Source organism: Cellulomonas sp. plas2 (genome assembly GCF_057221735.1).
In genome coordinates this window covers 230825-255837 of the sequence record NZ_CM170155.1, presented here as the reverse complement: position 1 = coordinate 255837, position 25013 = coordinate 230825, and the positions used below count along the sequence as shown (strand labels likewise).

At 76.2% G+C, this 25013-nt stretch carries 25 protein-coding genes and 2 pseudogenes; 16 read left to right on the top strand and 11 right to left on the bottom strand.

Annotated elements, in window-relative coordinates; translation table 11 throughout:
• Window positions 1-115 precede the first annotated feature (115 nt).
• Entirely contained in the window at window positions 116-1072 is a 957-nt protein-coding gene (locus AC2TDM_RS01165; protein WP_484635558.1) for an oxidoreductase, read from the bottom strand.
• A 96-nt stretch (window positions 1073-1168) separates the two neighbouring features.
• Here AC2TDM_RS01165 and AC2TDM_RS01160 point away from each other — a divergent pair, with 96 nt between their 5' ends.
• Complete coding sequence (locus tag AC2TDM_RS01160) at window positions 1169-1381, top strand: hypothetical protein (protein WP_484635557.1); 213 nt, start codon at window positions 1169-1171, stop codon at window positions 1379-1381.
• 6 nt (window positions 1382-1387) lie between these two features.
• On the opposite strand, the gene AC2TDM_RS01155 is transcribed toward AC2TDM_RS01160, so the two are convergent.
• Together AC2TDM_RS01155 and AC2TDM_RS01150 are read right to left on the bottom strand one after the other, a co-directional pair.
• Window positions 1388-2932 carry an MFS transporter gene (locus tag AC2TDM_RS01155; protein ID WP_484635556.1) on the bottom strand — a complete coding sequence of 515 codons (1545 nt, stop codon included), beginning with the start codon at window positions 2930-2932 and terminating at the stop codon, window positions 1388-1390.
• 88 nt (window positions 2933-3020) lie between these two features.
• Window positions 3021-3311 (bottom strand): hypothetical protein, encoded by a 291-nt coding sequence (locus AC2TDM_RS01150; RefSeq protein WP_090032372.1) that lies wholly within the window; start codon window positions 3309-3311, stop codon window positions 3021-3023.
• Window positions 3312-3431: 120 nt separating this feature from the next.
• Here AC2TDM_RS01150 and AC2TDM_RS01145 point away from each other — a divergent pair, with 120 nt between their 5' ends.
• The 7 genes from AC2TDM_RS01145 (at window position 3432) to AC2TDM_RS01115 (ending at window position 8925) form a co-directional block, all read left to right on the top strand.
• Window positions 3432-4316 carry a class II aldolase/adducin family protein gene (locus AC2TDM_RS01145; RefSeq protein WP_484635555.1) on the top strand — a complete coding sequence of 295 codons (885 nt, stop codon included), beginning with the start codon at window positions 3432-3434 and terminating at the stop codon, window positions 4314-4316.
• 63 nt (window positions 4317-4379) lie between these two features.
• The gene (locus AC2TDM_RS01140) at window positions 4380-4673 is read left to right on the top strand and encodes a hypothetical protein (protein ID WP_090032369.1); all 294 of its coding nucleotides are present in this window, start codon (window positions 4380-4382) and stop codon (window positions 4671-4673) included.
• 133 nt (window positions 4674-4806) lie between these two features.
• Window positions 4807-5529, top strand: a complete 723-nt coding sequence (locus AC2TDM_RS01135; RefSeq protein ID WP_090032368.1) for an AIM24 family protein — start codon at window positions 4807-4809, stop codon at window positions 5527-5529.
• Between the two features lie 172 nt (window positions 5530-5701).
• The gene (locus AC2TDM_RS01130; protein ID WP_484635554.1) at window positions 5702-6547 is read left to right on the top strand and encodes a DUF4397 domain-containing protein; all 846 of its coding nucleotides are present in this window, start codon (window positions 5702-5704) and stop codon (window positions 6545-6547) included.
• The gene (locus tag AC2TDM_RS01125; protein ID WP_484635553.1) at window positions 6544-7341 is read left to right on the top strand and encodes a class F sortase; all 798 of its coding nucleotides are present in this window, start codon (window positions 6544-6546) and stop codon (window positions 7339-7341) included. The genes AC2TDM_RS01130 and AC2TDM_RS01125 overlap by 4 nt, the downstream gene beginning before the upstream one ends.
• Before the next feature lie 92 nt (window positions 7342-7433).
• Window positions 7434-8042, top strand: a complete 609-nt coding sequence (locus AC2TDM_RS01120; RefSeq protein ID WP_484635552.1) for an RNA polymerase sigma factor — start codon at window positions 7434-7436, stop codon at window positions 8040-8042.
• Window positions 8029-8925: an anti-sigma factor gene (locus AC2TDM_RS01115; RefSeq protein ID WP_484635551.1), complete on the top strand. Its 897-nt coding sequence runs from the start codon at window positions 8029-8031 to the stop codon at window positions 8923-8925. Before AC2TDM_RS01120 ends, AC2TDM_RS01115 begins: the two co-directional genes overlap by 14 nt.
• Before the next feature lie 43 nt (window positions 8926-8968).
• Here the strand turns inward: AC2TDM_RS01115 and AC2TDM_RS01110 are convergent, their stop codons facing one another.
• The 3 genes and pseudogenes from AC2TDM_RS01110 to AC2TDM_RS01100 form a co-directional block, all read right to left on the bottom strand.
• Window positions 8969-9856, bottom strand: a complete 888-nt coding sequence (locus tag AC2TDM_RS01110) for a GGDEF domain-containing protein (protein WP_484635550.1) — start codon at window positions 9854-9856, stop codon at window positions 8969-8971.
• Window positions 9857-9933: 77 nt separating this feature from the next.
• Entirely contained in the window at window positions 9934-10173 is a 240-nt protein-coding gene (locus AC2TDM_RS01105; RefSeq protein ID WP_484636368.1) for an ANTAR domain-containing protein, read from the bottom strand.
• 78 nt (window positions 10174-10251) lie between these two features.
• Window positions 10252-10479 (bottom strand): annotated as a pseudogene (locus AC2TDM_RS01100) (GAF domain-containing protein); the annotation flags it as partial.
• 29 nt (window positions 10480-10508) lie between these two features.
• On the opposite strand from AC2TDM_RS01100, the pseudogene AC2TDM_RS01095 reads away from it, so the two are divergent.
• From AC2TDM_RS01095 to AC2TDM_RS01070, 6 genes and pseudogenes are all read left to right on the top strand, one after another.
• Window positions 10509-10886 (top strand): annotated as a pseudogene (locus tag AC2TDM_RS01095) (GAF domain-containing protein); the annotation flags it as partial.
• Window positions 10860-11228, top strand: a complete 369-nt coding sequence (locus AC2TDM_RS01090; RefSeq protein ID WP_484636367.1) for an ANTAR domain-containing protein — start codon at window positions 10860-10862, stop codon at window positions 11226-11228. The pseudogene AC2TDM_RS01095 and the gene AC2TDM_RS01090, both read left to right, overlap by 27 nt.
• A gap of 9 nt (window positions 11229-11237) precedes the next feature.
• On the top strand, window positions 11238-12248 hold the full coding sequence (locus tag AC2TDM_RS01085; RefSeq protein WP_484635549.1) for an aldo/keto reductase family protein: 1011 nt from the start codon (window positions 11238-11240) through the stop codon (window positions 12246-12248).
• 2 nt (window positions 12249-12250) lie between these two features.
• Entirely contained in the window at window positions 12251-13261 is a 1011-nt protein-coding gene (locus AC2TDM_RS01080; RefSeq protein WP_090032360.1) for an aldo/keto reductase family protein, read from the top strand.
• A 367-nt stretch (window positions 13262-13628) separates the two neighbouring features.
• Window positions 13629-14471, top strand: coding sequence for a hypothetical protein (locus AC2TDM_RS01075; RefSeq protein WP_484635548.1), 843 nt, complete (start codon window positions 13629-13631; stop codon window positions 14469-14471).
• 74 nt (window positions 14472-14545) lie between these two features.
• Window positions 14546-15382, top strand: coding sequence for a hypothetical protein (locus AC2TDM_RS01070; protein WP_484635547.1), 837 nt, complete (start codon window positions 14546-14548; stop codon window positions 15380-15382).
• A gap of 70 nt (window positions 15383-15452) precedes the next feature.
• On the opposite strand, the gene AC2TDM_RS01065 is transcribed toward AC2TDM_RS01070, so the two are convergent.
• Window positions 15453-15752 (bottom strand): hypothetical protein, encoded by a 300-nt coding sequence (locus tag AC2TDM_RS01065; RefSeq protein WP_484635546.1) that lies wholly within the window; start codon window positions 15750-15752, stop codon window positions 15453-15455.
• Window positions 15753-15916: 164 nt separating this feature from the next.
• Between AC2TDM_RS01065 and AC2TDM_RS01060 the strand changes: the two genes are divergently transcribed.
• Window positions 15917-17278, top strand: coding sequence for an APC family permease (locus AC2TDM_RS01060; RefSeq protein WP_484635545.1), 1362 nt, complete (start codon window positions 15917-15919; stop codon window positions 17276-17278).
• 240 nt (window positions 17279-17518) lie between these two features.
• The gene (locus AC2TDM_RS01055; protein ID WP_484635544.1) at window positions 17519-20128 is read left to right on the top strand and encodes a rhamnogalacturonan lyase; all 2610 of its coding nucleotides are present in this window, start codon (window positions 17519-17521) and stop codon (window positions 20126-20128) included.
• Window positions 20129-20228: 100 nt separating this feature from the next.
• Here the strand turns inward: AC2TDM_RS01055 and AC2TDM_RS01050 are convergent, their stop codons facing one another.
• The 4 genes from AC2TDM_RS01050 to AC2TDM_RS01035 form a co-directional block, all read right to left on the bottom strand.
• Entirely contained in the window at window positions 20229-21458 is a 1230-nt protein-coding gene (locus tag AC2TDM_RS01050) for an ABC transporter permease (RefSeq protein ID WP_484635543.1), read from the bottom strand.
• Window positions 21455-22117 (bottom strand): ABC transporter ATP-binding protein, encoded by a 663-nt coding sequence (locus AC2TDM_RS01045; protein WP_484636366.1) that lies wholly within the window; start codon window positions 22115-22117, stop codon window positions 21455-21457. Before AC2TDM_RS01045 ends, AC2TDM_RS01050 begins: the two co-directional genes overlap by 4 nt.
• Window positions 22118-22197: 80 nt before the next feature.
• Entirely contained in the window at window positions 22198-23874 is a 1677-nt protein-coding gene (locus AC2TDM_RS01040) for a hypothetical protein (protein WP_484635542.1), read from the bottom strand.
• Window positions 23871-24926 carry a hypothetical protein gene (locus AC2TDM_RS01035; RefSeq protein ID WP_484635541.1) on the bottom strand — a complete coding sequence of 352 codons (1056 nt, stop codon included), beginning with the start codon at window positions 24924-24926 and terminating at the stop codon, window positions 23871-23873. Before AC2TDM_RS01035 ends, AC2TDM_RS01040 begins: the two co-directional genes overlap by 4 nt.
• Between the last annotated feature and the right edge of the window lie 87 nt (window positions 24927-25013).

Below are 25013 nucleotides of genomic sequence, written 5' to 3'. Positions count from 1 at the left end.
GCGCGCCCGTCCGCGACGCCCCCCGCAGTCTCCCCGCGTCGCACCCGCCGCGGCAAACCGCGCCCGTGGAGAGCAGGCCCGAGCAGGACGGCGAGCAGGACGGCTCCGTAGCCGGTCAGCGGGGCGGTGCCGCCGGCAGGTCCGGGAAGGTCACGCCCGTCAGCCGCTCGCTGGCGGCCCAGAGCCGGGCAGCCGTGTCGTCGTCCTGGGCGCGGGCCGAGCGGCCGACCCGGGTGGGCGCGCCGCGCTGCTCGCCGAACCCGTCGGGGCCGAGGTACTCACCGCCGCGCACGTCGGGCATCGTCGCCGCGTAGAGCGAGGGCAGCGCGCCGTCCGCGTCGGACTGCTCCAGGCGCGACTGGCCCCACCGGTACGCCGCCGCGAGCGGAGCAGGCAGCCCGGCGACGAACGACGACGACAGGTTCGAGGACGCGAACCCCGGGTGCGCCGCGACGGCCAGGACGGGGTCGCCGTGGGCCCGCAGCCGGCGGTCGAGCTCGCGGACGAACAGCAGGTTCGCCAGCTTGCTCTGCCCGTACGCCGGCCACGGGCGGTAGCGGCGGCGCTGCCACTGCAGGTCGTCGAGGTCGATGCGGCCGAAGCGGTGCGCCTGGGAGGACACGACGACCACGCGCGCGAACGGCGCCTGGCGCAGCGCGGGCAGCAGCCGCCCGACGAGCGCGAAGTGGCCCAGGTGGTTCGTGCCGAGCTGCCGCTCGAAGCCGTCCGTCGTCGTGCCGTACGGCACCGCCATGACCCCGGCGTTGGCCACCAGCAGGTGCAGGGGCTCCTCCGCCCCCCAGCGCTCCGCGAGCTCCCGCACGGACCGCAGGTCCGCGAGGTCGAGGAGCTCCAGCCGCGGGGTGCGGCTCGTCGCGGCGGCGACCGCGTCCTGCGCGTCCCGGCCGCGCCGCAGGTCCCGGCACGCGAGCGTGACGTCCGCGCCGTGCGCCGCGAGCGCGAGGGCCGTCTGCAGGCCGAGCCCGCTGTTGGCCCCCGTGACGAGGGCCCGCTGGCCGTCGAGGGAGGGGATGTCGTCGGCGGTCCAGCCCCGCGCACGTTGCTCCGGCATGGGCGTCACCGTAGGCACCCGGACGGGGTGGCGCCGCCCGACGACGGGCGGGGCGGCCGGGTGCGGGCCCGGCACCGCTGCGGTAGGCAGGAGGGCATGACCACGGACCCGCACACCCAGGACGGCACCATCCCCTCGGCCACCGCCGGCGGGACGGGCAACCCGCACCCCGACAGCCCCCGCGAGACGCACACGGACCCCGAGGCCGACCCGCGCCTGCCGGACCCCTCCGACGAGCCGGCCAACGCGATGGAGGAGCTGGAGAGCCCCTTCACCACGGCCAAGCCGGGGGACATCGGCCGGTCCTGACGCCGCTCAGCGCCCGGCGCCGCCGGCCGCGCGGGGCGTCGCGCGGGCCCCGGTCGGCTCCGACGGCTCGCGCCGGCGCCGGAGGTCCACGAGCCCCACGACGAGGGCCAGGGCCGTCAGCGCCAGCGTCGCGCGCAAGCCGTGCGCGGCGCCGGTGGCCTGGTCCCCGCCCGCGGACCCCGAGAAGTACAGCGCGCCGACCAGCGCGATGCCCGCGGCCGTCCCCAGGCGCTGACCCGTCTGCAGCACCCCGCCCGCGGCCCCGGCCTGCGCCACCGGCACCTGCGCGAGCGTGATCGTCTGGTTGGGCGAGATGACCAGCCCGGAGCCCAGCCCCGCGACGAGCAGCGGCGCGACGAGGTACCACCCCGTCGCGCGGGACGTCCCGGCCACGGCGACGACGACGTCGGTGACCGCCAGCCCCGCCACGACGAGCACGAGCCCGGCGACGACGACGCGCCGCCCGTGCCGTGCGACGAGCCGCCCGCCGACCGTCGACATCACCGCCGACCCCACGGCGAACGGCGTGATCGCCACGCCGGCCTGCAGCGGCGAGTACCCCAGCCCGTTCTGGAAGTAGAGCGTCAGCACGAAGAAGATGCCGGTGAACCCCGAGAAGTACGTCAGCGCCAGGACCGCACCCGGCGTGTAGCCCGGCGTGCGGAACAGGTCGAGCCGCACCATCGGCGTCCGGCCGCGGGCGGTCACGCGCCGCTCCCACAGGACGAACGCGACGAGCAGCACGACGCCGCCGGCCAGCAGCGCGAGGTCGACGGCCTCCCACTCCTCCGAGACGAGCGGCCACAGCAGCCCGACGACCCCGCCGCCCAGCAGCAGGGCGCCGACGGGGTCCAGGTCGGAGACGGGGCCGGGGTCGGTCCGCCGGCCCAGGTAGCGCAGCGACAGCGCGATCGCGAGGGCGCCGACCGGCAGGTTCACGAGGAAGATCCACCGCCACCCCTGCTCCGGGCCGAGCAGGGCGATGAGCGCCCCGCCGAGCACGGGCCCGATGGCGGTCGAGATGCCGATGACCGTGCCGAGCCGACCGAAGGCGCGCCCCCGCTCGGCACCACGGAACAGCTGCTGGATGAGCCCGGACACCTGCGGGTTGATGATGCCGCCGCCGACGCCCTGGACCAGCCGCGCGACGACGAGCCAGGCCGCACTCTGCGCCAGCCCCGCGCCGAGGCTGGCGGCCGTGAACACCGCCACGCCGAGGACGAACACCGACCGGCGGCCGCGCGCGTCGCCGAGCCGCCCGGCCGCGACGAGCACGAGCCCGAACGTCAGCGCGTAGCCCGACACGACCCACTGCAGCGCGGCGTCGGAGGCGTCCAGGGCGTCGCGGATGGACGGGAGCGCGACGTTGACGATGCTGACGTCCAGCAGGGTCATGAAGCCGGCGGTGAGGCAGACGCTCAACGCCTTCCACCGGCGCGGGTCCTGCCCGTCGTCCGCGTGGTCCTCCGCGCCGGCGCCCGTCGGCGGGCCCGCGTCCGCCGGACGTCCCGTGCGCGCCGCGTCCCCCGTCGTCGCCCGTTCACCGCTCACCGCGCGGACACTACGTCCGGGCACCGACGGCCGCGCGGCGCGCCCCCCGCGGCCGCCCCCGCGCCGGCAGGGGGCAATCCGTGACAGGTCAGCGCAGCGGCTCCCAGCGGCTCCCCCAGCGGCGGGTGACCCGGCTGGTCTCGACGTCGACGAGGGTGCCGACGTGCTCGACGACCGCGCGGCCGACGAACGCCGCCGTCGGGTCGTCGGGCGCCTCGTACCGGACCGTGAGCACGGGACGACCGCGCACGACGTCGACCGTCCCCGCCTCGACGGCGGTGTGGCGGCGGCCCTCGTCGAGCGCCGCGGGCAGGACCGCGGCCGGGTCGACGCCCGCCCGCAGGAGCCCGGGGACGAGACGGACGCGGTACGACGGCACGCCGCCAGCCTGCCAGGTCGTCCCAGGACCTTGGCCCCGGGAGCCACGACCGACCGCCGCCGACACTGGTCTTGGAACGATTCACACGACGAGCTCGACCCCACCGAGACGAGGGCGACCATGACCACCACCGCCGCCGCACGCACCGCAGCGCACGCCGCAGCCGGCCCCGTAGCCGGCCCCGCCGACCACCCGCCCTTCCCGACGCTCGACGAGCTGCTCGCGAGCATGGGCGCGGCCGGCGCGCGCATCTGCGAGATCGACGCCTCCGAGGCCGGGGCGGGGAACATCTCCGTCTACGCGGGCTGGGACCTCGAGGTCCGACGCCGGTTCCCGTTGGCGGCCGAGATGGAGCTGCCGCTTCCCGCGCCGGCGCTGGCCGGGCGGACCGTCCTGGTCACCGGCTCGGGCCGCCGGCTGCGGCAGATCCACGAGGACCCCGAGGCGAACGTCGCGGCGGTGCGGATCCACGAGGGGGGGCTGACCGCCACGGTGCACACCTCGCCGCGGCGGCTGTTCGAGCGGCTGACGAGCGAGTTCAACTCCCACCTCGGCGTGCACCAGGACCAGGTCGCGCGCCGCCGGCTGACGTACCAGGCCGTCGTGCACGCCCAGCCGGTCCACCTGACCTACCTGTCCCACGTGCCGGCGTACCGCGACACCGCCGCCATGAACGCGCGGATCCTGCGGTGGGAGCCCGAGACCGTCGTCAGCCTGTCCGACGGCGTGGGCGTGCTGCCGTTCATGGTCCCCGGGTCGGCCGAGCTCATGGCGGCCAACGTCGCCGGCCTGCGCGACCACGAGGTCGTCCTGTGGAGCAAGCACGGCGTCATGGCACGGTCGGACCTGTCCGTGACGCGCGCGGTGGACCGCATCGAGTACGCCGAGACCGGGGCGCGCTACGAGTACATGGACCTCGTCGCCGGCGGCCGCGCCGAGGGCCTCACGCGCGAGGAGATCGGCCGCGTCGCGGACGAGTTCGGCATCGTCTCGCCCTGGGTCTGAACGGCCCCCTGCCGGCCCGTCGTCCCGCTCGCGCCCGCGCGCGAGCGGGGGTAGGCAGGAGGCATGTCGACCACACCTGAGCACGCACCCGAGCACGCCGCCGCGGACGCCACCTCCGACGGGCCGGTCCCCGGCGCCGCCGACTCCGACTACGTCGAGTCCCTCGTCGGCGACGACGACGGCGCCGACGTCGGCGACGCCTCCGACACCGCCGGCGCGGCCACCGCCGACTCCGTCCTGGGGCCGGACGACGAGGAGGACACCCCCGTGGCCGGCACCGGGGACGGCGTCGTCCCCGTCGCCGGCCAGGCGCCGCCCGCGGGGCCGGCGAACCCGGGTGCCTTCGGCCCCCGCTGACCTCCCCGCCGAGCACCCGCCGACGACGCCGTGCCGCACCGGCGGGACCTCCCGCCGGGCTGCGGCCGCTCAGTAGAGTGCGGCCGCAGCCGCTGCGCGCTGCGACGACGCGGTCACGAGGGGACGGACGACGATGGCCATCCACGGCAGCCTGTTCAGCGACTTCCGGGAGACGGGGTCGCAGGACCCGTTCGCGCTGCAGGGCAAGAAGATGCTCAAGGTCCAGATGGGCTACGGGCCCGTCTGGGCGCGCACGGGGTCGATGGTCGCCTACCAGGGCGACATCCGGTTCGAGAACCGCGGCTCCGGCGGCCTCGGGCGCATGTTCAAGCAGGCGATGACGGGTGAGGGCATCGACCTCATGCAGTGCACGGGGCACGGGGAGCTGTTCGTCGCCGACGAGGCCGCCGACGTGCAGGTGCTCTACCTCGAGAACGACGCCATCTCCGTCAACGGCGCGAACGTGCTGGCGTTCTCGTCGTCGGTGGAGTGGGACATCCACCGGGTGGCGGCCCGGGGCGCCGCGACGGCCGGCAACCTCTACAACGTCGCGCTGCGCGGCACGGGGTACGTGGCCGTCACGACGAAGGGCGAGCCGGTCGCCCTGGACGTCGCGAGCGCCCCGACGTTCGCCGACGCCCAGGCCGTCGTGCTGTGGACCGCGGGCGTGACGATGGACGTGCGCATCGACACCGGCGGGTTGAAGTCCATGCTCCGCGGCGGCACCGGGGAGACGTTCCAGATGGCGTTCGGCGGGCAGGGGTACGTCCTCGTGCAGCCCAGCGAGTCGGTCACCGACGGCGCGGGCCAGGCCACGGGCGGCGGCGGCGGGCTCGGCGGCTTCCTCAACGGCTGACGCGAGGCCACCGGCGGTCGACCAGGGGCGCGGGCCCGGCCCGCGCCCCTGAGGCGTCCCTGAGGACGGGCACCGACGGGCGGGCACCCGGTGCATCCGGGGACGGGTCCGGCGCGGAAGAGGGGGTGTCAGCACCGCGACGGCACCCGCCGCCCGATCCCGGAGGAACACCATGCGACACCCGCTGCGCACCCCCGTCCTCACCGGCGCCGCCCTGGGCCTGCTCGGCCCCGTGGCCCTGGCCGCACCCGCGCTCGCCGCGGACGCGGACAGCGCCGACCTGTACGTGCTGCACGGCGTCCCCGACACCACCGTGGACGTCTACGTCAACGGTGAGCGCACGCTCGACGACTTCACGCCGGGCACGCTCACCGGGCCGCTCGACCTGCCGACGGGCACGTACACGGTGGCCGTCACCGCGGCTGACGCCGCCGACGCCTCGGCCCCCGTCATCGGTCCGATCGACCTCAGCCTCACCGCCGGCAACAGCTACACCGCGGTGGCGCACCTGAAGGAGGACGGGTCGCCGACGGCCACCCTGTTCACCAACGACATCTCCAGCACGGACGCCGGCCAGGGCCGCCTCACGGTCCGGCACACGGCGGCCGCCCCGGCCGTCGACATCCTGGCCGGGGGCTCGCCGGTGCTCGAGGACGTGACGAACCCGAACGAGGGCTCGCTCGACCTGCCGGCCGGCACGGTGAGCGCCGCGGTGGCGCTCGCGGGCACCACCGCGCCCGTGATCGGCCCGGCGGACGTCCCCGTGCAGGACGGCACGCTCACCGTCGTCTACGCCTGGGGCAGCGCGTCCGCCGGCAACCTGCAGCTCGCCGTGCAGAACATCGGCGGCCTGCACTCCGCTCCGAGCGGCGTCGACAGCGGGCAGGCGGGCCTCGTCGCGGACGACGCCACGTCGACGGGTGGCGTCGCCGCCGGTGCCGCCGCGCTCGTCGCCCTCGCCGGGGTGGCGGCCCTGGGCCTGCGTCGCCGCACCGCGCGCGTGACCGCGGGCCGATGAGCCGGCGCCGTCCGGGGCGCCCCCGCACCGCCCGGCGACCCTCCCAGCCCTCCCGGCGGCGCCGCGCCGCCCTGGCGCTCCTCGTCGCCCCCGCCCTGGCCGTCCTGGTCGGGTGCGGTCCGGCGGCGACGGGTGCCGACGGCGCGACGCCGGGCACGACGGGAGCGGTGGGGGACGCGGGTGCGGCGGGTGCCCCGGGCGGCCCGTCACCGTCCGCCGCACCCGACGGGGCCGCGGCGGACGCCGCCGGTGCCGGCGACGGATCCGGGACCGGGACCGGCACCGGCGCGGCGGCAGGGCTGCCGATGCTGCCGACCCGTCCCGAGGACGTCGTCGTGGCGGCACCCGTCCCGCCGGTGCGGCTCCTCGTCGGGGCCGCCGGCATCGACATGCCGGTGGAGGCCGTCGGCGTGGACGCCGACGGCACCATGGAGATCCCCGCGAGCGCGGGCACGGCCGGGTGGTACCGGTTCGGGCCCGCGCCCGCCGGGGGTGCCGGCTCGGTGGTCGTCGCCGCCCACGTCGACACGGTCGCGGACGGCATCGGGCCGTTCGCGCGGCTGCGCGACCTCGGGCCCGGCGACGTCGTCGAGCTCGCGGACGAGGCCGGCACCACCCACCGCTACGCGGTGACCGCGGTCGAGCAGGTGGCCAAGACGGCCCTGCCCGCCGACGCGCTGTTCGCCCGCGACGGGGCCCCGCGCCTCGTCCTCATCACCTGCGGCGGACCGTTCGACAGGACGACGGGCTCGTACCGTGACAACGTCCTCGTCGAGGCCGACCGCCTGCCGTGAGAGCGCCCGGTGCCGTCGTGACGGCACCCCGCCCGCACGGCGCGGCCGCGGCCTCCCGGACCGCGACGCCGCACCGAGAGGACCACCGCCCCGTGAGCACCCACCGGGCCCCCGACGACCCCGCCGGCGGCGACGATCCCGACGACCGGCCCGACGACCGGCCCGACGACCACGCGCTGGGCCGCGCCTTCGGCGCCGGCGACGAGACGGCGCTGGCGGAGGCGTACCGGCGCTGGTCCGCCCTCGTCCACACCCTCGCGCTGCGCTCGCTGGGCGACGCCACCGACGCGGAGGACGTCACGCAGCGCACCTTCGTCTCGGCGTGGACCGGACGCGGCTCGTTCGACCCCGGCGCCGGGGCCCTGCCCGGCTGGCTCGTCGGGATCGCCCGGCACCGCATCGCCGACGTCCACGCCGCCCGGGCCCGCGTGCGCGCCCTCGAGGAGCAGCTCGCGGCCGGCACCCCGGCCGGGTCGGAGGTCGTCGAGACGGACCTCACCGACCGGCTCGTCGTCGCCGACGAGATCGCCCGGCTGGCGCCGGACGCCCGCCGCGTGATCCACCTCGCCTTCTACGACGGCCTCACGCACGTGCAGATCGCCGACCGGACGGGCCTGCCGCTCGGTACGGTCAAGTCCCTCATCCACCGGAGCCTCGCCCGGCTGCGCACGCGACTGGAGGTGACCGGTGCCCTCCGCTGACCGCCCGACCGGCGCCGACCGTCCGGCCGACCGGCACCTCGACCCCGAGACCCTCGCCCTGCTCGCGCTCGGGGAGGCCCCGCCCGACGACGACGCCGCCGCGCACCTCGTCGCGTGCCCGGGCTGCCGCGACGAGGTGGCCGACCTCGGCGCGACCGTGTCCGTCGGGCGCGCGACCGTGCACGAGGGGGAGCTCGTCGCCCCGCCCGCCCGCGTCTGGGACCGCATCTCCGCCGAGCTCGGCCTGCAGGACGTGCCGGCCGCGCCCACGGACGTCGTCACGGCTCCGCGTCCCCTGCCGGCCGAGGCCACCCGCGCGCCCGTCGTCGACCCGGTCCACGACAGCGCCCACAACCCTGCCCACGACACCGCCCACGACACCGCCCGCACGGCCCGGACCGCGTCCACCCGGCCCCCCGGCCGGCGTCCCGCGGGCGGCGCGCGCCCGCGACGGGGCCGGCGCACCTGGCTGGCCGCGGTGGCCGGGGTGGCGGCGGTCGCGCTCGGCGGCGTGGTGGCGACCCGTGCCCTCACCCCCGACGCACCGCCCCCGCTGGCCAGCGCGGAGCTGGCGGCGTTCCCGGACTGGCCGGGGGCTGCGGGCCACGCGACCCTCGTCGACGAGGACGGCCGGCGCGTGCTGTCCGTCACCCTCGACGTGGACGTGCCCGCGAGCGACTACCGCGAGGTGTGGCTCCTCGCCGCGGACGGCAGCGGGCTGGTCAGCCTCGGGGTGCTCGACGACGCCGAGGGCACGTTCGCGGTGCCCGACGACCTCGACCTGGCCGTGTACGCGCTCGTCGACGTCAGCGACGAGCCCACCGACGGGGACCCCGGCCACTCGGGCGACTCCATCGTGCGGGGGGAGCTGCTGCCGGCCTGACGGCCGGGTGCCGCCGGCGGTACGGGCCCCGGCCGGGCGGGCCTCAGACCCGGGTGGCCTTGCGCTCGTAGAGCCGACGGTCGGCCACCCGGACCAGGGCGTCCGGCTCGAGCGAGAGGCCCGTCCACGCCGCGCCGAGGCTGAGGGTCACCGCCGTGCGGGTCCCGTCGGGGAGGACCTGCCCGACGACGGCGGCCTCGAGCCGGTCGGCGACGGCGGCGGCCGTCGGCTCGTCGACGTCCTCGCACAGCACGAGGAACTCGTCGCCGCCCCAGCGCGCCACCACGTCCCCGGCCCGGACGGCGCCGATCAGGTCGGCCGACACCGCCCGGAGCACGGCGTCGCCGGCCGCGTGCCCGTGGGTGTCGTTGACCTCCTTGAACCCGTCGAGGTCGCCCAGGAGCACGAGGACACCGGCGTCGGAGCGCGGCAGCCGGCGCATGGCCCGCTCGAGGTGCTCGACCGCGAGCCGACGGTTGGGCAGGCCGGTGAGGTCGTCGTGCCCGGCGAGGTGCTCCAGCCGCTGCAGCAGCCGCCGCTCGCCGCTGACGTCCCGGTACTGCGCGACGACGAGGTCCTCCCCCACCGAGGTCAGGTACGCGGTGAGGGTCCGGCCGCGCAGGGCGGGGTCGAGGGGGTCGCCGTCGAAGACCACCTCGTGCACCGCCTGCCCGCCGGTGCCGACGAGCTCCAGCATCGCGGGCAGGAGCACGGCGTCGTCGCCGTAGGTCTCCTTCACGAGGAGCCCCGTCACGGGGCGGCCGGCGATGCGCTCGAGCGCCCGGTTGACCCACGCGAAGCGCAGGTCCACCGGCCGCCCGGCCGGGTCCCGCACCGCCTCGTGCACGACGAGGCCGTCCTCCGGGTGGTCCGCCATGGCGGCGCCGACAGCCGCCAGGACGTGCGCAGGTGGTGCCCCCCGACCGGTCACCGGCCGATCGTCCCACCCCGGCACGCGGGGTCGCGGCCGCTGTGGGGCGCATCACACGGTGCGGCGGCGGGCGCGGCTCAGGTGCCGAACCGCCCCGGCCGTGGCTCCTGGCCCGTCGTCGACCGGATAAGCTCGGCCGCCACGTCCGTGAGGCGGCGGTTGCGGGACTGGCTGGCGGTCCGCAGCACCGCGAACGCCTCCTCCGCGGTGCACCGGCGCCGCGCCATGACGATGCCGAGCGCCTGGTCGATGAGGCTGCGCGACTGCATGGCGTCGTGGAGCTGGTCGACGAGGTCCCCCTGCCGGGCCTGCCGCACCGCGAGGGAGACCACCGCCTGCGCCCGGCCCGCGAAGTCGCTCAGCCTGCCGGCGAGGTCTCCCCCGAACAGCCCGGGCTCCCGGCCGTAGGCGTTGAGCGCCCCCACCGTGCTCGACCCCTCGACCAGGGGGAAGGAGATGCTGCTGCGCACGCCGTGGGCGACGGCATGCACCGGGTAGCCGTCCCACCGCGTCTCGGTGGCCATGTCCTCCACGACGAGGACGACGCCGTTCTCCAGGCACTCGAGACACGGGCCCGTCCCCAGCCCGTACTGGATCTCGTCGACGGCCGACGCCAACGGGTCGCTCGTCGCCGCACGCGGTCCTCGCCGGGGCGGCGCGCGTCGTACTGGCGACCGTGCCCGGCGCGGCCGCCGTCAGCGTGCAGCTCGGTCATGCGGCCGAGCCCGCCGAGATCGCCGCCACCTCGCCCACGGCCGCCCAGGTCGACGGCTGGCAGATCCAGACGGGCGAGGGCCCGTGCGTACAGGAATCCGACACCGCGACGACGGTGCTCACCGCCGACCTGCGCGACGACGCCCGCTGGCCCCGGCTCGCGCGCCGCGCCGGGAGCGCAGCGGCCCCGGCGGTCCTCTCGGCTCCCGTGCTCGACGAGGGGGTCGTCGTCGGCGGCGTCAACGTGTACGGGGGTGCGGTCGGCGCCTTCGGGGACGAGCACGCGGCCGTGGTCGTCACCCTGGCCGCGGCGGTCGCCTCCGCCGTGGCGCACGCGCAGGCGCTCGCGGACGGGCACGCTCTGGCCGACCAGCTGCGCCAGGCGCTGGTCTCCCGTGCCGTCATCGACCAGGCCAAGGGCATCGTCGTCGCGCACCGCGGCGGGACGCCGGACGAGGCCTTCGCCTTCCTATCCGCGCTCAGCCAGCACCGCAACGTCAAGCTGCGGGACCTCGCCCGGGACCTCGTCGAGCAGGGCGCGCTGACGGTCGGTGCCCGCGCGACGGGACTGCTCCGGGACGCGGCGGGGCCGCGGCCGGGCGACGAGGGCGGCGGCCGCGGGGCCCAGCGCGGGCGGGAGTCCCGCTCGTCGCGTTGACTGACGAGCATGGAGCACCGCTACCTCGGCAGGTCCGGGCTGAAGATCTCGGAGATCACGTACGGCAACTGGCTCACGCACGGCTCGCAGGTGGAGAACGACACGGCGACCGCGTGCGTCCGGGCCGCGCTCGACGCCGGCGTCTCGACCTTCGACACCGCCGACGTCTACGCCAACACCGTGGCCGAGACCGTGCTCGGCGAGGCGCTGAAGGGCGAGCGCCGGCAGTCGCTGGAGATCTTCACGAAGGTCTTCGGCCCGACGGGCCCCAAGGGCCACAACGACACCGGCCTGTCGCGCAAGCACATCCTGGAGTCGATCGACGGGTCGCTGAGCCGACTGCAGACCGACTACGTCGACCTGTACCAGGCCCACCGCTACGACCACGAGACGCCGCTCGAGGAGACGATGCAGGCGTTCGCCGACGTCGTCCGCGCCGGCAAGGTCCTCTACGTCGGCGTCTCCGAGTGGACGGCCGAGCAGCTGCGCGCCGGGCACGCGCTGGCCCAGGAGCTGGGCGTCCAGCTCATCTCCAACCAGCCGCAGTACTCCATGCTCTGGCGCGTCATCGAGGGCGAGGTCGTGCCGGCGTCGCAGGAGCTCGGCGTCTCGCAGGTCGTCTGGTCCCCCATCGCCCAGGGCGTCCTCACGGGCAAGTACCGCCCGGGCGAGCAGCCGCCCTCGGGCTCGCGCGCCACGGACGACAAGGGGGGCGCGAAGATGATCAGCCGTTTCATGTCCGACGAGACCCTCGCGGCCGTGCAGGAGCTGACGCCGGTCGCCGACGACCTGGGCCTGTCCATGGCGCAGCTCGCGATCGCCTGGGTGCTGCAGAACGAGAACGTCGCGACGGCGATCATCGGCGCCTCGCGCCCGGAGCAGGTCCACGACAACGTGCAGGCGGCCGGCGTCACGATCCCGGCCGACGCGATGGAGCGGATCGACGCCGCGCTCGCCGGGGTCGTCGAGCGCGACCCCGCCAAGACCCACGACAGCTCACCGACGACACGGGAGGCATGACCATGGAGTTCCGCTACCTGGGCGCCTCGGGGATGAAGATCTCCGAGATCACCTATGGCAACTGGCTCACGCACGGCTCGCAGGTGGAGAACGACACCGCGACGCGGTGCGTGCGCGCGGCGCTCGACGCCGGGATCACCACGTTCGACACCGCGGACGTCTACGCCAACACGAAGGCGGAGACCGTCCTCGGCGAGGCGCTGAAGGGCGAGCGCCGGCAGTCGCTGGAGATCTTCACGAAGGTCTACTGGCCGACGGGCCCGGGCGGTCACAACGACGTCGGGCTGTCCCGCAAGCACATCCTCGAGTCCATCGACGGGTCCCTGCAGCGGCTGCAGACGGACTACGTCGACCTCTACCAGGCGCACCGGTACGACACGGAGACGCCGCTGGAGGAGACGATGCAGGCGTTCGCCGACGTCGTCCGGCAGGGCAAGGCCCTCTACATCGGCGTCAGCGAGTGGACCGCGGAGCAGCTGCGGGCCGGGCACGCGCTGGCAAAGGAGCTCGGCGTGCAGCTCATCTCCAGCCAGCCGCAGTACTCCATGCTCTGGCGGGTCATCGAGGACGAGGTCGTGCCGGCCTCGCGCGAGCTCGGGGTGTCGCAGATCGTCTGGTCGCCCGTCGCTCAGGGCGTGCTCACGGGCAAGTACAAGCCCGGCCAGGAGCCGCCGGCCGGGTCGCGCGCCACCGACGAGAAGGGCGGCGCGAACATGATCAAGCGGTTCATGAACGACACCGTCCTCGAGCGCGTCCAGCGCCTGCAGCCCGTCGCCGACGAGCTGGGGCTCAGCATGGCGCAGCTCGCGGTGGCCTGGGTGCTGCAGAACGACAACGTCGCCGCCGCGCTCATCGGCGCGTCCCGCCCCGAGCAGGTCGAGGAGAACGTCAAGGCCGCCGGCGTCACCATCCCGCCGGAGCTCCTGTCCCGCATCGACGAGGCCCTGGGCGACGTCGTCGAGCGCGACCCGGGCAAGACCGCCGAGACGGCCCCGCAGAAGCGCCCCGTGTGATCGGCACCGGCGGGACGGGACCCCGACCCGCGCGGGCCCCCTCCGGGGTCTGAGGTCCCGTCCCGCCCGGTCGGAGGGGTGACGTCAGCCCTCCGCCGGGGTTTTCACCCGGCGGAGGACTGTCGTGGCGTGGTGGCGGGCCGCCACCGAGCCCTGACATCCCCTGCCGCCTGCGCGGCGTCACCACGCGGCCGGTCTGCGAACGCTCATGGCGTTCGCGGGCCGGCCGTCGTCGTCCCGGAGACGAGGGGCGGGCCGAGACGGGATCGTGATGCGGAACCGCCTCCGACCAGCGTCGACACCTGCCAGGATCGCGGCACCAGGGGCGGGTGTTCCGCCCCGGTCAGCACCGCAGGGGGATCCACCGATGCACCTCCGCCGTACTCTCTCCACCGTCACGACCACGGCCCTCGCGGCGGCCGTGCTCGCCGGCACCGCACCGGCCGCCACCGCCGCCGCAGGCGGGCCCGAGCTCCTCACCGGCGAGCAGCTCACGGCCGGCCAGAGCCTGACGGCTCCTGGGACCGGGTCGCTGGACGGGACGACCTTCGAGCTGGCGATGCAGACCGACGGCAACGTCGTGCTGTACGTCAAGGACCCCTCCGGCGAGTACGCGCTGTGGACGTCGGGCACCGAGGGGAACCCCGGCGCGCGCCTCGTGCAGCAGCCGGACGGCAACACGGTGGTCTACGCCGCCGACGGCCGCGCCCTGTGGCAGTCCGGCACCTACGGCCGGTCCGGTGCGCGGCTCGTGGTGCAGGGCGACGGCAACGTCGTGCTGTACGCCGGGACCGCCGCCGCCTGGCAGTCGCGGACCTACGTCGTCGTCAACAGTTTGGCCGCCGGCGAGGACCTGCAGCCCGGGGAGGTGCTGCCCTCGTCCGACGAGCGGTACCGCCTCGTCATGCAGGGGGACGGCAACCTCGTCGCGTACGGCCCCACGGGGCGCGCGTACTGGTCGTCGGGCACCCAGGGCCACGCCGGGGCGTACGCCGTCATGCAGGAGGACGGCAACTTCGTCGTGTACCGCGCCGACGGGGCGGCCGCCCTGTGGTCCTCGGGCACGTCGGGCAGCGAGGGGGCCTTCCTCTGGTACTGGGAGGGCGGGACGCTCACGGTCCTGGGCAGCGAGCCGTCCACCGGCACGAACTTCACCGCCGTCTGGCTGGTGCCCGGCCTCGAGCCGCTGCCCGAGATCGGCGACCTGTGACGGGTCCCCTCGCCCAACCACCGACCCCCCGACCGACACATCGTCCGACGCACCGACGGCAGGGAGACGACCGCATGTCCGCACGACGCACCCTGTCCGCCCTCGCCGCCGCGGTCCTGGCGGCCGCCACGCTCGCCGTGGCGGCGCCCGCCGCGACCGCCGCACCGCCCGGCCCGGAGCTGCTCGCCGGGGAGACCCTGTCCGCCGGGCAGAGCCTGTCCGCCACGTACGCCGAGGAGCCGGAGGCGACCTTCGAGCTCGCCATGCAGACCGACGGCAACCTCGTGCTCTACGTCAAGGCCGCCGGCGCCGAGCTCGCCCTCTGGTCGTCGGGGACCGAGGGCCACCCGGGCGCGCGGCTCGTCCAGCAGGGCGACGGCAACGCCGTCGTCTACACCGCCGACGGGCGTGCGCTGTGGCAGTCCGGCACCTTCGACCGGGCCGGCGCGCGCCTCGTCGTGCAGGGGGACGGCAACGTCGTCGTCTACGCCGGGACCACGCCGACGTGGCAGTCCGGGACGTACCTCGTGCGCAGCCTGCTGGTCCCCGGCGAGGGGCTCCTGCCGGGCGAGGACCTCGTCTCCTACGACCGGCAGTACCGCGTCGTCATGCAGGAGGACGGCAACCTCGTCGGGTACACGCCCGAGGGCCGCGCGTACTGGCAGACCGGGACGGCCGGCCACCCGGGCGCCGCGCTCGTGCTGCAGGAGGACGGCAACCTGGTCGTCTACGCCGCGGACGGGTCCGCGCTGTGGTCCTCCGGGACGGCGGACCAGCAGGTCGAGGCGCTGAACCTGTACCCGGGCGGCTGGCTCGTGCTCTTCGGCGCCGAGTTCGCCACGGTGCCGTGGCTGGTCGAGGGACCCGGGCCGGCCCCGGTCGACGGCGACCTCGGGTCGTTCGGCTTCTGACGGGTGCGGGAGGGGTCGGTCCGGGTGGACCGACCCCTCCTGCGCGTCCGGGACGGGCCGTGGGCGTGCGTCACGGGCGCGGGTCCACCCGCCGCCACGGCTTCTCGTCGCGGCGGGCGCCGGTGCCGGCGGCGCAGCGGCGGCAGACCGAGGTGACCGCGTCGGCGTCGCGACCGGTGCCGGGCTGGGCGTCGGCCCAGGTGACGTGCGGGAAGCGCAGCAGCCCCTGCCGGCTGAGCTGGAGGCCGCACACGGTGGCGTTCGTGCCCCGCTCCCACGCGTGGACTTCGCCCGACGGCATGCGCACGCCGTCGGGGTCCGTCCACGTCCCCGCAGCGGCCACCGCCGCGCCGCTCACCGTGCGCGCCATCGGACCAGCGTGCCCCAGCACCGGCCCCGGGCGCGCGGTGACCGTGCCGCCGATCACCGGCCACGCGCGCCGCCCGCTGCCCCCGCCCGCTGCCCCCCGCCCGCATGCTGGAGACGCGCACCCTTCCGCGCGCGCACAGCGCACGCACGGGTGACAGTGGGACCGTGACCACGACCTCGCCCAGCGGAGCGACCGCGAGCTCCGCCCTCCAGCAGGGACCCGGCCTGCGCCGCGCGGTGTCCGGCAGGCTCCTGTTCCTCTTCATCCTCGGGGACGTCCTCGGCGCCGGCGTCTACGCCCTCGTGGGCGAGATGGCGGGCACCGCGGGCGGCTTCGTCTGGCTCGCGTTCCTCGTCGCGCTGCTCATGGCGCTGCTCACCGCGGGCTCCTACGCCGAGCTCGTGACGAAGTACCCGCACGCCGGCGGCTCGGCCGTGTTCGCCGAGCGGGCGTACCGCAGCCCGCTCGTCGCGTTCCTCGTCGGGTTCGCCATGCTCGCCGCCGGGGTGGTCAGCGCCGCGGGCCTCGCGCTGGCGTTCGCGGGCGACTACCTCGGGGCGCTGCTGGAGCTGCCGGCGGTGCCGACCGCGCTGGTCTTCCTCGCGCTCGTCGCGCTGCTCAACGCGCGCGGCGTGAAGGAGTCGCTGCGGGCGAACATGGTGATGACGGCGATCGAGGTCTCGGGCCTGCTCGTGGTCGTCGTGGTCGGGTTCCTCGTGCTCGGGCGCGGGGACGGCGACCTGTCGCGGCTCGTGGAGACGCCGGCCGGCACGGGTGCCGCCGCCGCGGTGCTCGCGACCGCGCTCGTCGCGTTCTACTCCTTCGTCGGCTTCGAGACCTCGGCCAACATGGCCGAGGAGGTCGAGGACGTCTCGCGCGTGTACCCGAAGGCCCTCTTCGGGTCGCTGGCGGTCGCCGGTCTCGTCTACCTCCTGGTCGGTGCCGTCGCGCCGGCGGTCGTCGCCCCCGCGGACCTGGCCGACTCCTCGGCGCCGCTGCTCGAGGTGGTGCGGGCCTTCGGGTCCGTCCCCGACGCCCTGTTCTCCCTCATCGCCCTCATCGCGGTGGCGAACGGCGCGCTCCTGACGATGATCATGGCCAGCCGGCTCGCCTACGGGATGGCCGAGCGGGGCCTGCTGCCGTCGCCGCTGTCCCGCGTGCTCCCGCAGCGGCGCACGCCGTGGGTGGCCATCGTCGTCACGACCCTCGTCGCCATGGTGCTGGCCGCGACGGGCGAGCTCATCGACCTCGCGTCGACCGTGGTGCTGCTGCTGCTCTTCGTCTTCCTGTCCACCAACGTCGCCGTGCTGGTGCTGCGCAAGGACCGCGTGGACCACGAGCACTTCCGCGTCCCGGCCGTGGTCCCGGTGCTCGCCATCGTCTCGTGCCTGGTGCTGCTCACCCAGCAGGAGGCGAGCCACTGGGCCCTGGCCGGTGGGCTCCTCGCGGTCGGCGTCGTGCTGCACCTCCTGACGCGGCGCAAGGCCGCCACGCCGCTGCCCGGGGGTTCGCGCACGGACCGCTGACGCGGTCGGCGCGCTGCCGACCACCGCTCGCCGCGGCACTGCCGACGCCGGTTCACCCTCAGGGGTGAGCCGGCGTCGCTGTGCAACGCCGGTGCGGCCGATCGGGAAGCGCTTGCCATCCGGTCCGACCGCGCCTAGCGTCGACGGCACCAGGGTCCACCGGCGCGCGCCTGAAACGTTGCCACCACCGTGGCGACGGCGTGCCCCCACCGGGTGGGCCCGCGGACGAAGGATTCGACGATGAGTCTGCTCCCCCGCGCGTGCCCGCCACGCGCCCTCCTCGCCGGCGGTGCCGGCGCCGCACTGCTCGTCGGCCTCGGGACCGGCGCCGCCGTGGGCGCCCCGGTCGCACCGGCGGCCGTGACCCCGCCCGCCCCCGCCGGCACCGGTACGCAGGTCGAGTGGCTCGACCGCGGCCTCGTCGCCGTGCCCACCGACGACGGGACGTACCTGTCCTGGCGCCTGCTGGGCACGGAGGTCACCGGCGCGACGCCCGAGCGCATGACCGGCGCCGACTTCCACGTGTACCGCGACGGCACGCTCGTCGCCACGGTCACGGACAGCACGACGTGGCGGGACACGTCCGGCGCGGCCGGGGCCACCTACCGCGTGGTGCCCGTCGTCGACGGCCGCGAGACGGGGCCGACGGGCACCGTCCAGCCGTGGTCGCACGGCTACCTCGACGTGCCGCTGCAGAAGCCCGCCGACGGCCGGACGCCCGCGGGGACGATCCACCCCGAGGGCGAGGCCTACACCTACGCCGCGAACGACGTCGCCCCCGCGGACGTCGACGGGGACGGGGAGATCGAGCTCGTCGTGAAGTGGGACCCGTCCAACGCCAAGGACGTGTCGCAGAAGGGCTACACCGGCAACGTCTACGTCGACACGTACGAGCTCGACGGCACGCTGCTGAACCGCATCGACCTGGGTGTGAACATCCGCGCCGGCGCGCACTACACGCAGTTCCTCGTCGAGGACTTCGACGGCGACGGCCGGGCCGAGATCATGCTGAAGACGGCCCCCGGGACGACGACCACGCGCTACACCGACGGCCGGGCGGGCGAGGCGCGGGACATCACGCTCCTGCCCGAGGACGTGGCGGCCGGGGTGACCGGCGACGACGACTACCGGTTGTCGGCGGCGGGCTACCGCGACCACCTGGCGGACGTCCTCGAGGGCTGGTCGGCGCGCGAGGAGGTGACCTCCGGGCAGTGGCCCGCGACGGTCGAGGAGGCCCTGGGCGCCGCGCCGCGGTACGCCTACCCGCTGTCCCGCACCGACGCCGAGGCGCTGGCGGACTACGTCATCGACGTCTACGCGCCCTCCCGGTCCGCCCGGAACGACCTGCGGACCTTCGAGGGCTTCGTGCTCGACGGCCCGGAGTACCTGTCCGTCCTCGACGCCGCGACGGGCGACGAGCTGCAGACGGTCCGCTACGAGCCGGGCCGCACCGACGACGGGCTGCTGTGGGGCGACTACGCCATGGCCCGCATCGAGCCGGGCAACCGCGTGGACCGCTTCCTCGCGGGCGTCGCGCACCTCGACGGGCAGCACCCGTCGGCCGTGTTCGCGCGCGGCTACTACACGCGCTCGACGATGGTCGCGTACGACTGGGACGGCGAGGCGCTGTCCACGCGGTTCACGGTGGACTCCGGCTGGACGCCCATGACGAACCCCTTCGACGACGGGCCGCACGGGCGCGACGGGACCGACCCGGAGTTCGGGTCGATCACCACGCAGGGCTTCCACTCGCTGTCCGCGGCCGACGTGGACGGCGACGGCCGGCACGAGATCGTGTACGGCTCGGCGACGATCGACGACGACGGCAGCCTGCTGTACTCGTCGACCGACACGATGCCCGAGGGCTCGGCGACGCCGGGCGAGGAGGCGCGGCTCGGGCACGGCGACGCCATGCACGTGACCGACATCGACCCCGACCGGCCGGGCCTGGAGGTCTTCACGGTCCACGAGGGCGGCGCCTACGCGCCCTTCGGCTGGGCGCTGCGCGACGCGGCGACGGGCGCGACCCTGGCCGGGGCGTACTCGGGGAGCGACACCGGCCGCGGGATGATCGGCGACGTCGACCCGACGACGCGAGGGCTGGAGATCTGGGCCGGCATGCCCGACGGGTCGAACGGCAGCGGCCTGCTGTCCGCGACCGGTCAGCCGCTCGGCACGCCGGCGCTCGGCACCAACCAGTCGATCCGCTGGGCCGGCGACGGCACGACGCAGATCGTGGAGGGCGCCGGCGACGTGACGCCGTCGATCACCGACCGCACGCGCGGCACGCTGCTCGTCGCCGGGGGGACGCGCACGAACAACGGCACGAAGGGCAACCCCTCGCTCGTCGCCGACGTCCTCGGCGACGCGCGCGAGGAGCTCGTCGTCCGCACGGTCGACAGCAGCGCCTTGCGGGTCTTCACCTCGACCGAGGACACGGACCGCAAGGTCGTCACGCTGCTGCACGACCCGCAGTACCGCGCGGAGACGGCCCGCCAGCAGACGGCCTACAACCAGCCGGCCTACCCGGGCTGGTACCTCGCGTCCGACACGGACTTCATGCAGGTGCCGCTGCCCGCGGTGGCCGGGCCGTCCGTGGCCGGCATCGCGGCGGACCTGGCCGCCCTCCGCGCCGACGGCCAGGTGCGCGGCCCGCTCGCGTCGCTCGCCCGCGGGCACGTGGACGCCGCGCAGCGGTCTCTCGACCGGGGCCGCGACGCGCAGGCCGTCCGGGAGCTCGAGCGGCTGCTCGGCCGCCTCGACGCGCCACCGGCCCGCAGCACGCTGACCGACCGCGCCGGGACCGCCCTGCGCACGCAGGCCGAGGCGGTGATCCGGTCGCTCACCTGAGCACCCGGGCCGGCATGAGGCCGGCGTGCGGCGCGAGGCGCGGTCGACCCCGGGTCGGCCGCGCCTCGTCGTGCGGGCGGGGTGCGACGAGGGGCGCCGGTCAGAGGCCCGAGCGCAGCGCGGCCACGGGTTCGAGCCGGGCCGCCTTCGCCGCCGGGTACCCGCCGGCCAGCAGCCCGACGAGCGCGCCCACGGCGGCGGCCGCCGCCACCACGCGCAGGTCGAGGATCGGCGTCCACTCCTGCGTCAGGCTCACGACCGCGACGACGCCGACGCCGAGCGCCGCCCCGATGAGCCCGCCCAGGGCTCCGACGAGCACGGACTCCGCGACGAACTGCGCCGCGACGTCCCGGCGGCGCGCGCCGAGCGCCCGGCGCAGGCCGATCTCCCCCGCCCGCTCCATGACGGACAGCAGGGTCACGTTGGCGATGCCGACGCCGCCGATGAGCAGCGCCACCCCGCCGAGGGCCAGGAACACGACGTTGAGGTCCGCCCGCACCTCGTCCTGCACCGCGGCGGGCGGCGGGGGCACCGACACGTCGACCGTGTCGGGCGCGTCCGGCGCCAGCGCGATCGGGAGCTGCTCGGCCACGGTCGCCCCCGCGCCGACGGCGATGCGCAGCTGCAGGGCCGCGGGCGAGACGAGCCCGAGGTCCGCGGCCGCCGTCCCCTGCGGCACGACGAGGGCGCCCAGCAGGTCCGGCCGGCGCTCGACGCGGTCGAGCAGACCGACGACCTGGTACGCGACGTCGCCGATGAAGACCGAGGGCTGGGTCGCGACGCGGGTGACGCCCAGCCGCGCGGCGGCGTCGGCGCCCAGGACGACGACGCGGTCGCCGCGGGCATCGTGCCCCGCGTCGAAGAAGCGCCCCTCGCGCAGGTGCCCGCCGACGGCGTCGAGCAGGCCCGGCGACGTCGCGACCACCGGGGGCGGCGCGAGCGCGGGGGCCGACGGGTCGTGCACCGCCACCGTGCTGACCGTCGCCCCGCCGAGGTCGACGGGCGACACCGTCGCCGCGGCCTCCACGCCCGCCAGGCGCTGCGCCCGCTCGGGGGCGTCCCACGGCAGGCTGCCGATGGCCTGCTGCCGACCGCTCCACGTGCTGCGGGTCGCCGGCTCGGCGGTGGCCTGCGTCGCCGCGACCGCGTCGAAGCGCTCGTTGACGCGGTTGGCCGCGGTCTGCGCGAGGCCGATGGTGACGACGACCGACGCGATGCCGAGGACCGTCCCGAGGACGGTCAGCAGCAGCCGCACGGGCCGCGCGCCGACGCCCGAGGTCGCCTCCGCGACGACGTCGCGCAGGCCGAAGCGGTCGCGCCGGGCGCTCATGCGTCCTCCCGCAGCACGCCGTCGGTGATCGACACCCGCCGCTGGGCGCGGGCGGCCACCGCGTGGTCGTGCGTGATGACGACGAGGGTCAGGCCGTCGGCGTGCAGCTCGTCGAAGAGCTCGAGGACCGCCGCCGAGCTGTGCGAGTCGAGGTTGCCGGTGGGCTCGTCGGCCAGCAGCACCGCCGGCCGGGCCACGACGGCGCGGGCGACCGCGACCCGCTGGCGCTCGCCGCCCGACAGGGTCGTCGGCAGGAAGTGCGTGCGGTGCCCGAGGCCGACCCGGGCCAGCGCGGCGAGGGCCAGCTCCCGCCGCTGCGCGCGGGGGACGCCCGCGTAGGTGGTGGCCAGGAGGACGTTCTCGAGGACGGTGCGCTGCGGCAGCAGGTGGAAGGCCTGGAAGACGAAGCCGATGCGTTCCGCCCGCAGGGCCGTGCGCACGCGCTCGCGCGCCCGGGCCGTGGGGACGCCGTCCAGCAGGTACTCCCCGCCGGACGGCCGGTCGAGCAGGCCCAGGAGGTTGAGCAGCGTCGACTTGCCCGAGCCCGACGGCCCCACGACGGCCAGGTAGCCGCCGGACTCCAGGACGAGGTCGGTGGGCTGCAGCGCGGTGACCGTCGCCGCACCGCGGAACTCGCGGTGGACGCCGCGCAGCTCCAGGACGGGTGGCGGCGGCCCGGCCTCCGGCCCGTCGGCGGGCTGCCCGGCGGGGGCGTCGGCGGCGCCGGGGAGCAGGAGCGTCACGAGGACGCCTCCTCCGTCGTGGCGTCGTCGGACGCGTCGCCCTCGTCCTGCCCGTCGTCCTGCCCGTCGTCCGTACCCGCCGTGCCGACGACGACGAGGTCGCCCGCGGCGAGGGGCTCGTCGGACGCGGCGATCTCGACGTAGCCCTCGGCGGCCAGACCGGTCGTGACGGGCACGAGGTGCCGCGCCTCGTCGTCGCCCAGGACCTCCACGCGGCTGCCGCCGTCCGGGCCGGCGCTCAGCGCGGCGAGCGGCACGGCCAGCACCTCGCTGCCCGTGGAGCTCACCGGCACCACCACGCGCACGTTGGTGCCCTGGAGCGCGAGCTCCTGCTCGGGCGTGACGGCGTCGAAGGTGAGCACCACCCGGCGCTCGTCGGTGGGCGCGGCGTCGGACGTGCCCGCGTCGCCGCCCGTCGCGCCCTCGCCCTCGGCACCGCCGGGAGCGGCCTGCGGGGCGTCGGCGGCCGGGTCCTCGACGGCGGTGACGGTGACGCCCAGGGGCTCCCCGTCGAGGTCGACCGTGCCGCGGGTGCCGACGGGCATGAGGGCGGCGTCCTCCTCGGAGGCGCCGGCCGTCACGGTGACGGTGGCACCCGAGACCGTGACGAAGCCCGCGCCGACGGTCTGGCCGCGTGCGACGCCCACGGCGTCGACGCGACGCGGCAGCTCGGCCACGAAGACGGCCTCCGACGCGGGGAACGGGGTGAGCGTCGCGGCCTGCGCCTCCCGCAGGTCGGCCGTCGCGCGCTCCACGGCGGTGCGCGCCGCGGCCACGTCGGCGGCCTCGGCGCGGGTGTCGGGGGCGGCCTCGAGCGCCGACCGGGCCGCGCGCGCCGCCGCCACGTCGGCGTCGAGCCGGGCCAGGGTCGGCGGCGTGCAGTCCGCGGCCGGGTCGCGGGTCTCGAGCGGCAGGGCGCACTGCGTGCCCGCGTAGTCGCGGGCGGCCTGCGCCACCGCGACGTCCCCGTCGAGGCGGACGCGCTCGGCGTCCGTCGCCGGGCCGCGGCGCGCGGCGTCCAGCGCGCGCTGGGCACCGGCGAGCCCCTCCTGCGCCGCCGTGAGGGCGTCCTGCGCCCCCTCGACCGCGGCGGTCAGCTCGTCGCCCGGCTCCGGGGCGGGGTAGCCCGCCCGGTCGTACAGCGCCCGGACGCCCGCCGCGACGGTCGCGTCGTAGTCGGCGTCGGACGGGTCCCCCGCGGAGATGCCCAGGGCCGCGAGCGCCGCGCGCAGCTGCTGCACGTCCGGCCCGGAGACGCCGGCGCGCAGGGTGCGGTACGTCGGCAGCTCCCCGGGCAGCGCCAGGACCGGGCGGCCGGTCACCTCGAGCAGGACCGCACCGGCCTCGACCTGGGCGCCCACCTCCGGGACGCGGCCGGTGACGACGGCCGGCCGGCCCAGGTCGCCCGTCTCGAGCGACAGGCTGACCGGGTCCTCGTAGGCGACGTCGGCCCGCAGCACCACCGTGCTGGCCACGACGCGCTCCTCGACGGGCACGGTCACCGGGCCGGCCGCCGGGGGCCGCTGGGCCGCCGCCGCCTGGGCCGGGGACACGACGAGCCGGCTCAGCAGCAGCCCCAGGAGCAGGCTGACCACCGCCACGGCGGCCAGCACGACCACGGCCGTCCGCCCGCGGAGGGCGGGCGCCTCGTCACCGCCGCGCAGCCACCTCACGCGTCGTCACCGCCCTGCTGCGCCTCCTGCTCCGCGATGAAGGCGTCGACCTCCGCGCGGTGGGCGGCGTAGTACTCCTCCTCCATCTCCTTGAGGATGGCCGCCGTCGTCCCGTCGACGTCCGCCTCCTCGCGGCAGCCGGCGTCGGCGGTGGCGACGGCGATCTCCTCGTCGCGCAGCTCGGCGGCGGCCGCCTCGTCGACCTCACCCGTCTCGGGGTCCATGGCCTCCTCGAAGTACCGGTCGCTGATGTCCTGCTGCGGCTCGTCGGAGGTGGTGTACGGGTGCCCCGCGTCGGCCATGCACGTCACCCACTCCTGCTGCGCGGCTGTGTACCGCGGGTCGGAGGTGGCGTCCTCGTACATCGTGCTGAGCTCCTGCATGACGGGGCTCTCGCTCATGCCGCCCTGGTCGTACACCTCGTGCTGCGCCAGGCCGGAGCACCCTGCGGTCGTCCAGTCCCACTCGACCGGCTCGTCGGGGTCGGCCGCCGGGTCGGGCTCGACCGGCTCGCCGTACAGCGCGGCGTAGTAGGCGGTCTGCTCGCTCTCCGACATCGCCTCGACGGCGGCCTGGTTCGGGTCCTCGGGCATCTCGGGCTCGTCCGGGGAGCCGTACCCGAGCTCCTCCTGCGTCGTGATGCCGTAGCCGTACTGCTCCGCGAACTCGACCGTGCCCCACATGGGCATGTCGGGGTCCGGCTCCGAGAACGCCGTGGTGTTCTGCGGCTCGACCGGCGTGTAGTCGAAGCCCTGCTCCTTCATGCAGGCGGCGATGACCTCCTCGGCCTCGCGCTGCTGCTCGTCCGCGGCCGCCGCGTCGAAGTCCTCGTAGATGCCCTGCAGCTTCGCGCTGATGGGCCCCAGGTCCTCGACCGCGGGGGCACCGCCGTCCGTCCCGCCCTCCCCGTCCCCCTCCGACGACGAGGAGCACCCCGCGAGGCCCAGCGCGGCGACGGCGACGAGGACGGCCAGACGCCGCCCGGGACGCCGCCCGGGCTGGAGCGCGAGGGGGTGGACCGGAGGGTGGGAGTGACGGTGGACGGTGCTCATGGTGCCCCCTCGTGCGACGGACGCCCGTCGCGTCCGCGCGGACGGGCGCGCCGAACGTAGCGCCTCCTGACCTGCGACGGGGCTGGT

Bases quoted from the DNA above. Each gene is read 5' to 3' on its own strand.
- AC2TDM_RS01055 (WP_484635544.1), top strand. From the start codon at position 17,519: ATGAGTCTGCTCCCCCGCGCGTGCCCGCCACGCGCCCTCCTCGCCGGC.
- AC2TDM_RS01125 (WP_484635553.1), top strand. From the start codon at position 6,544: ATGAGCCGGCGCCGTCCGGGGCGCCCCCGCACCGCCCGGCGACCCTCC.
- AC2TDM_RS01160 (WP_484635557.1), top strand. From the start codon at position 1,169: ATGACCACGGACCCGCACACCCAGGACGGCACCATCCCCTCGGCCACC.
- AC2TDM_RS01135 (WP_090032368.1), top strand. From the start codon at position 4,807: ATGGCCATCCACGGCAGCCTGTTCAGCGACTTCCGGGAGACGGGGTCG.
- AC2TDM_RS01145 (WP_484635555.1), top strand. From the start codon at position 3,432: ATGACCACCACCGCCGCCGCACGCACCGCAGCGCACGCCGCAGCCGGC.
- AC2TDM_RS01065 (WP_484635546.1), bottom strand. From the start codon at position 15,752: ATGGCGCGCACGGTGAGCGGCGCGGCGGTGGCCGCTGCGGGGACGTGG.
- AC2TDM_RS01165 (WP_484635558.1), bottom strand. From the start codon at position 1,072: ATGCCGGAGCAACGTGCGCGGGGCTGGACCGCCGACGACATCCCCTCC.
- AC2TDM_RS01075 (WP_484635548.1), top strand. From the start codon at position 13,629: ATGCACCTCCGCCGTACTCTCTCCACCGTCACGACCACGGCCCTCGCG.
- AC2TDM_RS01050 (WP_484635543.1), bottom strand. From the start codon at position 21,458: ATGAGCGCCCGGCGCGACCGCTTCGGCCTGCGCGACGTCGTCGCGGAG.
- AC2TDM_RS01085 (WP_484635549.1), top strand. From the start codon at position 11,238: ATGGAGCACCGCTACCTCGGCAGGTCCGGGCTGAAGATCTCGGAGATC.
- AC2TDM_RS01035 (WP_484635541.1), bottom strand. From the start codon at position 24,926: ATGAGCACCGTCCACCGTCACTCCCACCCTCCGGTCCACCCCCTCGCG.
- AC2TDM_RS01140 (WP_090032369.1), top strand. From the start codon at position 4,380: ATGTCGACCACACCTGAGCACGCACCCGAGCACGCCGCCGCGGACGCC.
- AC2TDM_RS01080 (WP_090032360.1), top strand. From the start codon at position 12,251: ATGGAGTTCCGCTACCTGGGCGCCTCGGGGATGAAGATCTCCGAGATC.
- AC2TDM_RS01130 (WP_484635554.1), top strand. From the start codon at position 5,702: ATGCGACACCCGCTGCGCACCCCCGTCCTCACCGGCGCCGCCCTGGGC.
- AC2TDM_RS01070 (WP_484635547.1), top strand. From the start codon at position 14,546: ATGTCCGCACGACGCACCCTGTCCGCCCTCGCCGCCGCGGTCCTGGCG.